This window comes from Leucobacter sp. (assembly GCF_053528595.1).
In genome coordinates, this window is the sequence record NZ_JAIVPF010000030.1 from 1 (window position 1) to 11,780 (window position 11,780).

General features: G+C 73.2%; 7 protein-coding genes and 1 pseudogene. 5 read left to right on the forward strand and 3 right to left on the reverse strand.

Going from position 1 to position 11,780, the window contains the following annotated elements; translation table 11 throughout:
- Positions 1–401 (reverse strand): annotated as a pseudogene (locus ACWKZU_RS06220) (hypothetical protein); the annotation flags it as partial.
- 4 nt (positions 402–405) lie between these two features.
- The gene (locus ACWKZU_RS06225; RefSeq protein ID WP_449281534.1) at positions 406–4,056 is read right to left on the reverse strand and encodes a TM0106 family RecB-like putative nuclease; all 3,651 of its coding nucleotides are present in this window, start codon (positions 4,054–4,056) and stop codon (positions 406–408) included.
- Between the two features lie 188 nt (positions 4,057–4,244).
- Here ACWKZU_RS06225 and ACWKZU_RS06230 point away from each other — a divergent pair, with 188 nt between their 5' ends.
- The 4 genes from ACWKZU_RS06230 to ACWKZU_RS06245 all read left to right on the forward strand — a co-directional run bounded on the left by ACWKZU_RS06230 (position 4,245) and on the right by ACWKZU_RS06245 (position 9,759).
- Positions 4,245–6,074, forward strand: a complete 1,830-nt coding sequence (locus ACWKZU_RS06230) for a substrate-binding and vWA domain-containing protein (RefSeq protein ID WP_449281535.1) — start codon at positions 4,245–4,247, stop codon at positions 6,072–6,074.
- A gap of 9 nt (positions 6,075–6,083) precedes the next feature.
- Positions 6,084–7,157: a hypothetical protein gene (locus ACWKZU_RS06235; protein ID WP_449281536.1), complete on the forward strand. Its 1,074-nt coding sequence runs from the start codon at positions 6,084–6,086 to the stop codon at positions 7,155–7,157.
- An 8-nt stretch (positions 7,158–7,165) separates the two neighbouring features.
- The gene (locus ACWKZU_RS06240; RefSeq protein WP_449281537.1) at positions 7,166–8,314 is read left to right on the forward strand and encodes a hypothetical protein; all 1,149 of its coding nucleotides are present in this window, start codon (positions 7,166–7,168) and stop codon (positions 8,312–8,314) included.
- Positions 8,315–8,397: 83 nt separating this feature from the next.
- The gene (locus ACWKZU_RS06245; RefSeq protein WP_449281538.1) at positions 8,398–9,759 is read left to right on the forward strand and encodes a toxic anion resistance protein; all 1,362 of its coding nucleotides are present in this window, start codon (positions 8,398–8,400) and stop codon (positions 9,757–9,759) included.
- A gap of 16 nt (positions 9,760–9,775) precedes the next feature.
- On the opposite strand, the gene ACWKZU_RS06250 is transcribed toward ACWKZU_RS06245, so the two are convergent.
- Positions 9,776–11,062, reverse strand: coding sequence for an ATP-binding protein (locus tag ACWKZU_RS06250; RefSeq protein ID WP_449281539.1), 1,287 nt, complete (start codon positions 11,060–11,062; stop codon positions 9,776–9,778).
- 352 nt (positions 11,063–11,414) lie between these two features.
- Here ACWKZU_RS06250 and ACWKZU_RS06255 point away from each other — a divergent pair.
- A partial coding sequence (locus ACWKZU_RS06255; RefSeq protein ID WP_449281540.1) for a DEAD/DEAH box helicase occupies positions 11,415–11,780 on the forward strand: 366 nt, incomplete at its 3' end.

Sequence of the window (11,780 nt, forward strand, 5' to 3'; positions counted from 1 at the left end):
ACGGCGTTGGCGAGCCCGACGAGGAGCAGGGCGATGCCGCCGTGCACGAGTGCGATCGACGCGGTGCTGACGACGCGCTGCAGGATCGCGGCGCCCCGGGAGCGGGCCGGCACGACGGGCGCCGGCGAGCGCAGGTACTCGAGGCAGGCGGCGACGATCGCCGCGAGCCCGGCGAAGAGCAGACCGATGCTGCCGGGCGACACGGGAGCCCAGAGCGGGGTGTCGCCGTGGAACACGACGAGTCCGGTGACCGCCGCGCACAGGGCGGCGGCGAGGGCGGCCGCGAGCGCCCGCGTCTCGCGGCGGGCGCCCGGGCCGTCGCGGAAGCTCTCCTCCCCCGGGTAGAGCAGGCGGAAGAGGCCGTCGACGGTGCTGCGCGTGCCTGAGCGAGGTGCGTCCATGGCATCAGTGTAGGGTCGGCGTCGACCGCTCGGTGAGACGCAGGAAGCCGGAGAGCGCTGCGAGGCCCTCGGCGCTGCCCGGCAGCCCGTCGCCCAGGCGATCCGACGACACCAGGTGCGCCGCCCACTGCGCCCGGCTGATGGCGACGTTGAGCCGGTTGCGCATCAGCAGGAACTCGAGGCCGCGCGGTACGTCCTCCGGGCTGGAGGCGGCGAGCGTGACGATCGCGATCACCGCCTCCTGTCCCTGGAACCGGTCGACCGTGCCCACGCGGACCCGCCCGTGCCCGGCCGCCGCGAGCGCCTGGGCGACGCACTCGACCTGCGCGTTGTAGGCGGCCACGACGATCAGGTCCTCCTCCGCCAACCCGCGGTGCGTCCCGCGCTCGAGCAGCCGGCCGCGCAGGCTCTCGCGCACCACGCGCACGACCTCCTCGGCCTCCTCGGGCGAGCTCGTCGCGTTGCCCGAGTGGCGCACGGGGTGCCACACGAGGCCCGCGGGGCCCGCACCCGTCGCCTCGCGCCGCGCGGCGCCCTCGTGCGCGCGGAGCCGCCCCTCGTATGCGAGTTCGGAGACGACCTCCGCGAGTTCCGGGCGCATGCGCCGGGTCTCGGCGAGGAAGTACCCGAGCTCGGAGGGCATGGTGCCGTGCTCGCCCAGCAGCCAGCCGAGCGCCGAGGCGTCGACCGGTTCGGGGTGACTGCCCTGCGACACCTGCGGCAGCTGCTGCGGGTCGCCGAGCAGGAGGAGGCGCTCGGCGGCGACGGCGGCCGCGATGGTGGGCGCCAGCGAGAACTGACCGGCCTCGTCGATCACGAGGAGGTCGAGACCGCGGCGCTCGAAGCGGCCCTCGTTGCTGAAGTCCCACGCGGTGCCCCCGACCACGCAGCCGCGCCCCGCCGCGCGGTGTCCCGCCGTGAAGCGCGCGTGCCCGTTCCTCGGCAGCACCGTGTAGCGGGGCCCCGCCTCGTCCGGGCCGAGCGAACCGCCCTGCGGCACCTTGCCCACGAGCGCCGGGTCGAGCCCCGCCGCGACGACTCCGTCGAGCACGTTCTCGACCACGCGGTGCGACTGCGCCACCACGCCGATCCTCCAGCCGTCGCGCTCCACGAGCTCCCGGATCACACGCGCCGCGAGATAGGTCTTGCCGGTGCCGGGCGGCCCCTGCACGGCGACGTAGCTGCGGTCGAGGCGGCGCAGGCTGGCGACGACGGCGCCGATCGTGCCGGCGTCCGTCTCGCCCGCGAGGGCGTCGCGCGCGTCCTCCGCGCCGGGCGGCACGAGGCCCGCACCCGCCGGCAGCCGCGGTCGGGCGCGGCGGATGAGATCGACGACGGGATCGTGCGGGAAGCCGCCGCGATCGAGGGACGCGGCCAGCGCCGCTCCCCACTCCTCGATGGCCCCCTTCTGCGCGCCGGCGGGCGGCGGCGGACCCGGCACGAGCGCCATCGGCAGGGCGTCGTAGCGCTCCGCGGCGCCGGCGGACTCCTCGACCGTCACGCCGTCGTCGAAGCGCTCCACGATCCTCACGCGCCGCGCACCGCGGGCGCCCGGGGCCGCGCCGGGCTGCGGGAACGGCGCCGGGTGCTCGTAGAGCAGATACGCCTCTCCGCCCCGCAGGCTGCTGCCGGGCGCGATCTCGCCGCGCAGGCGCAGGCGCCGGCGCTCGGCACGGGCGCGCGGCGGCACGGACCAGTCCTCCTCCACCCGGCTGAGCGCCGGATCCACGATCATCGCGTCGCGGGTGTCGGCCCAGTCCTCGACCGGGTCGACGAGCCGTGCGAAGTGCGCCCACCAGAACGCCTTCTGCTCGCGCTGGTGATAGTCGATCGCGCTCGCGGCGAGCGCGGCGGCGGAGCGGTCGGACTCGGAGGACGCGGCGGCGGCGTGCCCGGCGAGCGCGGCGGCGACCGCGCTGAGCTCGAGCGCTGGGCCCTGCTCCTCGTCCACCGCGTTCGGCGGATAGGGGCTCACCCCGTGTGCGGCGGCGATCTCGAGCAGCCAGTCGCGCAGCCGCAGCGTCGAGAGGCAGTCGTAGCGGTTGTAGTCCGCGATCGCGTCGAGCCGCCGCTGCCCCTCGGCGCGCTCGGCGGCGTCGTCGGACGCGAGCTGCGCGCTCGCCTCCGCGTACTCGGTGACCGACTGGGCGCCGCTCGTCACCCCGTCCTCGTCGCGCAGCTGCTCGCCCATGTACAGCGGCTCGAGCTTCTTGATCGAGTAGGAGCGCGAGCCGATGCGGAGCGCCCGGCGCACGACGGGGTACAGGTCGACGAGCACGTGCTCGCGCAGCAGCCCGTCTACCTCGGCCTCGCCGACGCCGTGCCGGGCCGCGATCGCGAGCAGGTGGGTGCGCTCGTAGGCCGCGTAGTGGTAGATGCGCATGCCCGGGTGGCGTTCGCGGCGCTCGGCGACGAACGCGAGGAAGTCGAGCAGCGCCCGCTTCTCGGCCTCGAGATCGTGCGCCCACAGCGGCGTGAAGGCCTCGCGGGCGTCGATCATGCCGAAGAGGTAGTCGAGGCCCCACCTCGCGGACTCGTCGTCTCCGGGCTCCCGGTACATGGGATCCCCTTCGAAGTCGAAGAAGAGGTCGCCCGCGTCGGGTCGCGGGATCGCGGCGAGCGCGGCCGCATCGACCACGCGCACCGGCGGCCGCTCCCCCGGCACCGCCTCGAGCTGCACAGCGGCCTGGGCCGCGACGCGCTCCAGAGCGGCGTCGGCGACGCCGTCCACGGAGCGGGACCCGCCTCCCGCCAGCGCCGCGACCGCGTCGATCGTGTCGAATCCGGCGGCGACGAGCGCGTCGCGCTGCGAGCGCCGGATGCCGGCGATCAGCAGCGGGTCGCGCGTGCGCACCACCTCCGGTTCGCACACCTCGCAGCGCCCGCAGGCCGAGACGCCGGCCGCGCCCCAGGCCACGGGCGCGCCGCTCTCGCGCCTCCCGTCGGCGCCGAGGGCTCCGTACCGCTCGAGCAGGATGCGGTGCAGCCGCTCGCGCCGGGCCCGGAACACCGGTGCGATGTCGGCGATCAGGTGCCGGGACCGGGCCCCGTCGCCGAGGATCAGCACCGCCTCGGGCGAGACCGGCACGCCGATGCGCTCGAGCTGCTCGGCGTAGGCCGCGAGCTGCATCAGCGCGGTGACCTTGGCGCGGCGGGCGAGTTTCGCGTCCTGCACCTCGTACGCCCCGTCTGCGCCCCGCTGCAGGAAGTCGGCGAAGCCGACGAAGCCGATCTCCGGCTCCCCCGCGCCGGCGGGGCGCTGCACGGGCTCGAAGAAGGTGGCCTGGAACACCACGTCGGCGCGACCGCTCAGCGCCTCCCGGGTCCGCTCCGCGACGGCCGCCAGCTCGGCCTCGTGCATCGAGTCGGGGCGCGGGATCTCCACCACACCGCCCGTCGCCGCGGATCCGGACCCCCAGAGGGCCCGGTAGGCCTCGAGGGTGCGCGCCTCGTGGGCGTCGCCGAGCCGGGCCGCCCGCGCGAGCATCGGATCGTCGTCGGGCGGCACTTCGACGTCGCGGCCGAGCTTCGCGTCCACCCGTCGCAGGAACGCGAACTCGCACGCGCTCGCGGCGGTGAGGTCGCTCGCGCTCGTCACGATCCGATGCGCGTGCGCACCGTCGCCCGTCGCCTCGGACCGTCTCTGCACGAACATGGCCGCCTCCTCTCCGCGGACCGGGGCCGCGGCTCCTCCGAACCTACCGGCACCCCCGGACATTCGCCGTCGCGCGGCGCGGCCTGCGCGCGCTCACAGCGAACCGTGGGGCGGGCGGCGTTTCCGCGGCCCCCGGTGTGGCATAGGCTGTGAACCACAACCGCATCGGGGAGAGGATCTCGCAGACCGTGTCCTATCGCGCACTCCATCGCACGCTCATCGGAGCCGTCGCGCTCGCCGGCTCCCTCGCCCTCGTGCTCACCGGCTGCACCGCCGGGGGCGCGCAGTCCGGGGGCGCCGAGAACGGCGGGTTCGCCGATGACGGCTGCACGCAGGTGATCGTCGCGACCTCGTCCGAGAAGGTCAACCTCATGGAGGAGCTCGGGCAGGGGTTCAAGGATTCCGCCGAGCACGAGGGACTGGATCAGTGCGCGACGGTGCACCCGATCAACGTCGCCTCCGGCAAGGCCGCCCAGTACCTCTCCGACTCCACGGAGACGTGGGCGCTCGGCGACGAGACCGCGCCGTCGATCTGGTCGCCGGCGTCGACCGTGTGGACCGACCGCGTCGCCTCCATCGCCGGGGAGCGGGTCGTCGCCGGGGCCGAGAGCTTCGCGAAGACCCCCGTGGTCTTCGGGATCCCGGAGTCGATGGCGAAGGCGCTCGGGTACCCCGGCACGGAGATCGGCATCGCCGACATCCACGATCTGATCGCGGATCCCGACGGCTGGGGCGCCGTGGGCAAACCGATGTGGGGCTCCTTCAAGATCGCGAAGACGAATCCGAACAGCTCGACCACCGGCATGTCCACGCTGCTGATGCAGGCCTACGCCGCCTCGGGCAAGACGCAGGACCTGACCGCCGCCGACATCGCCGCGGCCGAGGAGTTCTCGCGCGTGTTCGAGTCCGGGGCCATCCACTACGGCGACACCACGGGCAAGGTGCTGCAGAACCTGGTCGACAAGACCACCGGCAGCGGATCCTCCTACGTGAGCGCGATCGCGCTGGAGGAGACGTCGCTCTACAACTACAACATCGGCAACCCCGACTCGCACACGGTGCAGCCCGGCGAGGTGCTGACCCCTCCCGAGGAGAAGCTCGTCGCGGTCTATCCGAGCGAGGGCTCGATGTGGAGCGACAACCCCGCGGTCGTGCTCGACACCGACTGGGTGACGCCCGAGCAGCGGCTCGCGGCCGACGCCTTCGTGCAGTTCCTGCACACGGCCGAGGCGCAGCAGGAGCTCCCGAAGTACGGGTTCCGCCCCCTCGACGACGGCGTCGACGTCAGCGCATATCTCAACTCCGACGTGGGCATCGACCCGGCGCAGCCGGCGCTCTCGCTGCCGCAGCCGTCCCCCGAGGTGGTGTCGGCGGCGATCGATCAGTGGGCCCTGATCCGCAAGCCCTCGGCGATCCTGCAGGTCATCGACATCTCGGGGTCGATGGACGAGAGCATCGGGGGCAACCGGACCCGCCTCGACGGCGCCATCGAGGGGGCGACCACCACGCTCGGGCAGGTCCGCTCCACCGACGAGATCGGCGTCTGGGCCTTCACCACGGGACTCACCTCGCAGATCGACGACGCGCGGGTCGACGGGATCGGAGTCGTGCGCCCCTTCGGCCCGCTCGGCGGAGACAAGGAGGGCCTGCAGGACGACATCCGGGACCTCGCGCACAGCCAGCGCGCCGGCACGCCCCTGTACGACGCGATCGCGGCGGCCTACGACTACATGCGGGGGCACGCCGAGACCGGCCGCATCAACGCCATCGTCGTCCTCTCCGACGGCGAGGACACCGACTCGGTGATCCGGCTCGAGTCGCTGATCCAGCGGATCAACGCCGACCAGAAGGAGGGCGGCAACAACAAGCCCGTGCGCATCTTCGCGATCGCGTACTCCGAGGGCGCCGACATCGAGTCGCTCGAGAAGCTCGCGCGCGCCTCGGGCGGTCAGGTCTTCAACGCCTCCGATCCGACCAAGATCACCGAGACGTTCCAGTCGGTCATGAACAACTTCTAGACGGCGATCGTGCGACCCATCACAGCGACCCTCACCGCGAGCCTCACCGGCCTCGCGCTCGCCGGCGCGGCCGCACTCGCCCTGGTCGCCCCGGCGAGTGCCGTGACCGACGCCGACGAGGTCGTCGCCGCGTGCGGCGACCGGGTCGTCTGCCAGTTCGACGGCGCGTCGATCTCGAACGCGGCCGAGCTCGAGAGCGCACTGCCCGAGGGCGTGCGCGTGGTCGTGATCCCCCAGCCGGACCAGGCCGAGAACGTGCCCTCGAGCACCCTGGCCGCGCAGCTCAGGAGCGCCACCGGATCCGACACCGTCATCGTCATCGAGGACCACCCGGCGACGGATCGCTTCGCCGTGGCCTCCGACGACGCGACGGCGATCACCGAGGCGCTCTACTCGCAGTCGGAGGCGGACGGCGGGATCGCGGTGGCCGCGGTCGAGAGCATGCTGATCCCCGGCGCCGAGCAGCCCCGGGCCGACGCCCCGGTGAGCGGCGGGATCGTGATCGGCGGAGCGGCCCTCGTGACGGTCCTCGTGGTCGCCGGCGGCCTCGCGATGCTCGCGCGGAAGCGGCGCCGCGACCGGCGGGCGCGCGGGATCGCGGGATCCCGACGGGTGGAGAAGGAGCTGAGCGCCGCCCTGAGCGGCGAGAACGGCGAGTTCGTGCGGGAGGCCATCGCGGAGCTGCGCGAGCGCGCCGCGGCGTACCCGGATCTCGGCGCCGGGATCTCCGCGCTCGCCGACCACGTCTCCGAGCTCATGATCCGCGTGCGGAAGCGCGGCACGGAGCAGCAGACCCGGCTGCTGCAGGCGCAGTACAAGGACACCCTCTCCAAGCTGCTGAAGGCGCTGGGAGACGATTACTACGGCGACATCACCCGCAATCCGAGATTCTGGAACGACGCCGAGAGCCGCCTGGAGGAGGTGCGGCGCGCGGTGGACTCGGTCGATCGGCAGGCCGTCGAGAACATCAAGCAGGTGAACGAGTCGCGCGACCTCGAGTTCAAGGTCGCGCTCGACGCGCTCACCCGCACCGTCGCCGAGGCGAAGCTCTCGGACGTCTACACCGACCGCCAGAAGCCGTAGGCGGCCTCATGAGCTCGGTGTTCCTCACCCCTCGGTTCGCGGCCATCGCCCTGCTGGGCGCCGGCCCCGCCGCGCTGCTCGGCCTCGTCGGCGTGCCGGTGCTCGCGGCCCTCGGCGGCTGGGCCGCGCTGTGCGGCCTGGCGGCGGCGGCCGACATCGCGCTCACGCCCAGCCCGCGCCGGGTCGAGGTCACCCGCCGCGGGCCGGCGACGGCTCTGCGCGACGAGCCCGTGCGGATGCTCATCGGGCTGCGGAACCTCGGGACCCGGGAGATCCGCGGTGCGGTGCAGGACACCTGGCCCAAGCACGCGCTCGTGCGGGCGGGCGCCCATCCCTCGGGAGGCGAGGGCGCGGGATCCGCGTCGTCGCCGTGGATCCCCGTCGTGGCCGCGCCGGGCGAACCGCTCAGCATCCCCTTCGCGCTCGCGCCGAGACGGCGCGGCACGCTCCGCAGCGGCTACATCGCCGTGCGGGCCCGCGGGCCGCTCGGCCTGGCGGGACGCGAGACCCGGCATCCGCTCCCCGGGACGATCTCCGTGTCCTGGAGGCCGCGCCGCACCTCCCGGGCCGTCACCGATGCCCGGCCGGCACCCGACCTGGCCGCGGAGCATCTCCGCGCCATCGACGCGGCCAACGGCGCGACCCTCGCCCGCGCGCTCGACGAGCTCCGGTTCTTCGCGGGACTCTACGGCGGCAGCGGGGCCGTCCCGGCCGACGGCGCGGCGATCCCCCTCATCGGCGCGGTCTCGGAGTACCTGCCCCGGCTGACCGGCCGGGAGACGGGCCCGGATCGCAGCGGGCGCCTCCGGCCGCTCCTCGGGCACCTCTCGGACCTCTTCGCCCGCGCCCAGCAGGGACCCGAGCAGCAGCAGCGCCTCCTCGTCTCCCGCTACGCGGAGACGCTCGCGAAGCTCGCCCCCCTCCTCTCCGAGGACTACTACGGCGATCTCCTGCGCAATCCCGGCTACTGGAGCGATCCCGAGCAGCGCATCGCGCAGGTGCTGCGGGCCGTCGAGGCCGTCGACCACGAAGTCGTCGAGAACATCCGGCAGCTGAGCGAGTCCCGCGACATCGAGTTCCGGGTGGCGCTCGAATCGCTCACACGCCCGCAGAACGGCGCCCGGCTGTCCGACGTCTACCGAGACCGGGAGCCATGACCGCCCCCGCGCGAACCGGCCGAACCCGGCACCCGACCCCGCAGCCCACCGAACCCCACCCCGCACGTCCTTGGAGGAGACCGATGTCAGAGCAGACCGTTGCAGTCGATTTCGCCGCGCTCTTGGAGCCCGGCGATACGCAGGGCGAGGAGGTGCGGGCCACTCCCCTGGAGCTCGCGATCGCCGAGGTGCCAGCCGGCGAGGTCGACGTCGCGGATCCGCAGGACGCCGCGTTCAAGTTCCGCAGCCTGCTCACCCCGAAGCAGCTCGACGACCTGCGGCGCGGGGCACCGGCCCTGGCGCGCAAGTTCACCGAGGACGTGAACCAGATCGTCACCTTCGGCGGCCCCGTCATGGAGAAGATGAACAGCGCATCGGTGCAACTGCTCGAGGCGCAGCGCGACATCAGGGTGCCCGAGGCCGACGCGGTCGTCAACGACATGCTGCGCACGATGGACGGCTTCGAGAAGAAGTGGCGGTCCCAGAAGCTGGAGAACGCGGTCGACACGGTCGTCGGCTGGTTCAAGAAGGGCCGCTACACGCTGACGACCATGATCCGCGAGTCGAAGCCCATCGCCGACAAGATCGACCTGGCCGAGGTCAAGCTGCAGGAGATGGAATCGGCCCTGGCCGACAACATCACGCGCGGCCAGCTGCTCCACGAGCAGACCCTCGCCCACATGGACGACGTCGTGGCGGTGCTCGCCGCGCTCGAGCAGGTCATCGAGGAGCTGCGCAAGGAGTTCGACGAGGCCGACGCCGCCCTGCGCGCCGCGGAGGGCTCCGGATCGGAGTCGGTGGTCTACCGCGGCGAGACCATCACCACGAGCGAGCTGCGCGAGATCCACAGCAAGCTGTCGTTCGTGCTCTCCGAGACCGAGAAGAGCTGGTCCGACTGGCGCTCGCAGTTCTTCCTGGGCTTCGCCCACGCACCCGCGACCCGCAACCTCATCGTCACGACCTTCGCGCTGCGCCGGCGGCTCGCGACGTTCCGCACCATGGGCCTCCCCTCCGCCCGGCAGTCGCTCGCCCTGTGGCAGCAGGCCGCGTTCGCGAAGGAGGGCGCGGAGCTCGGGGCCTCGGTGCAGGAAGGGACCAACAAGCTCGTCCAGGGCGCCTTCGCGGAGACCGCCAAGTCGGTCGAGATGGTCGCGAACGCCTCGCAGGCCCCGGTGATCACCGAGGAGACGATCTGGACCGTCATCGACTCGGTGAAGGCCCAGTGCAGCGCGATCGTCGAGGCCGACCGCACCGGCCGGGCGCTGCGCGCCCGCAACCTGCAGGCGCTCGAGCGGGGCGAGGCCGTGATCGAGGACGCGGTGATCGTGTCGCAGCGCGCGATCGCCGACGCGAGCCGGCGCGGCACGGACGCCGGGACCTCCGCGACCGCGCCGAGCGCCGCCGCCGACGACGGGGACGACCTCCTCGGCAAGCTGACGCGCTGACGCGCGGCACCGTCGGCTACAGCCGCGCGATCTCGTCGATGTCCTCGAGGAACGCGGCCTGCTGCTCCTCCGAGACGGTGGCGCGGGTCACCGCGAGCGCGGAGAGATAGTCGTCCGTCGTCAGCTCGGCGCGCTCCTCCGGGCGGCGGCCGACGCCGGTGGCGAGCGCCCGTGCGAGCGCCTCCTGCGAGGCCCGCCGGGCCGCGTACTCGATGTCGGCCGGGGTGAGCCCGTCGCTCTCCGCCACGAGCCGGGCGAAGTCGACCTCCGCGGCGATCTCCGAGGGCACGTAGCGGCGCCAGATCGCCTCGCGCGCCTCGGCGTCGGGCAGGCCGATCGGCAGCACGTAGTCGAAGCGCCCGTGCCGCAGGAACGCGGCGTCGAGCCCGCGCACGAAATTGGTGGCGCAGATGAGCAGCATGCCCTCGCGCGCCCGGAAGTCGGCGACGATCTTCAGCAGCTCGTTGGTCACGCCCTGCGTCGGGGTCGGCGGGTCGCTGCGGCGGGAGGCGATCTCCTCCACCTCGTCGATGAACACCACGCCGTGCTCGAGCTCGTCGATGCGCTCGAAGACGCTGCGCAGCGACGACGCCATGCTGTTCTTCCCGTCGCCGAGCCGCGAGGGGAACACCTCGACGAAGGGCCAGTCGAGCCGCGACGCCACCGCCTTCGCGAACGTCGTCTTGCCCGTGCCGGGCGGACCGAAGAGCATCACCGCCCGCGGCGGCACCACGCCGTAGCGGTCGGCGAGGTCGGGCTGCGCGAGCGGCGCGACCAGGCGCTCCTCGAGCAGCTGCTTCTCGCCGCGCATGCCCGCGACGTTCTCCCAGAGGTGACGGGGCAGGATCCGGCCGCCGAGGTCCTTGAGCAGGTCGAGCTCGCGCCGCTGCACCGGCATCTGGCGCTCGAGGTAGCGCAGGCTGTGGCGCAGCTGGAAGCCGTTGGAGGTGAGCAGGTCGAGGCGGCTCCCCTCCGGCATCAGCACGGAGAGCGTGGAGAGGCCGATCGGCGCCATCTTGCGCTCGAGGGCGTCGAGCAGGGCGCCCGACACGTTCTCGGACCGGGCGTTCTCCGAGATCCCGAAGAACACGATCCAGCCCTGCGCGTGGGCCGCGCGCCCGACCGCCGCCGCCACGATGACCTCGTCGCGCACGGCGACGACGGCGTGATCCTCGCGGCAGGAGGCCGTGACCTCGGCGAGCGAGTACACGGGCTGCTCGGAGGAGGACCGGGCCTCCCACCACAGGCGGACGACCGCGTCGAGGTCGTCGTCGTGAAATTCGCGGATGTGAATGCGTCCCATGCAGCGATCATGCCAGATGCACCCGCGACCGGGAGGATGCGCCCGTCGGTGCAGAACCCGGGATCTTCTGCGAATCAGCAGAAACCTCGGCCCGGCGCCGCCGGATCCGCTAGGCTGGAATCACGGGCCGGTGCACACCGGCCCTATCGTCGCTGATATTCATGCGCCGGATCCCTCATCGCGGATCGGCGCCGGCGCCCACGGGCCCACAGACTCTCCGCGGCGAACGGATGCGCGATCCCGCGCACTCGCCGATTCAGCAGCGACGCACGACGGCCGGTCCGCCGCCGCACCCCGGGGTGCCGGCGCGCCGAGCGGCCACCGCGCCGCTGCACGAACACGAAAGGTCCCCGTGACCGAACAGACCACTCCCTCGCCCTCCTTCATCGAGCTCGGGGTGCCCGAGCCGATCGCGCACGCGCTCGAGAAGAACGGCAAGTCCTCCCCCTTCCCCATCCAGCGCGACACGCTCCCCGATACCCTCGCCGGCCGCGACGTGCTCGGCCGCGGCCGCACCGGCTCCGGCAAGACCATCGCCTTCGGCATCCCGCTCGTGGCGAACCTCGCCGACGGCGCGCAGGCCAAGCGCCGCCCGAGCCGGCCCCGCGCGATCGTGCTCGCCCCGACCCGCGAGCTCGTCACGCAGATCGCCGAGACCGTCAAGATGCTCGCCGACCCCGTCGGCGTCAAGGTCACCACGATCTTCGGCGGGATCCCG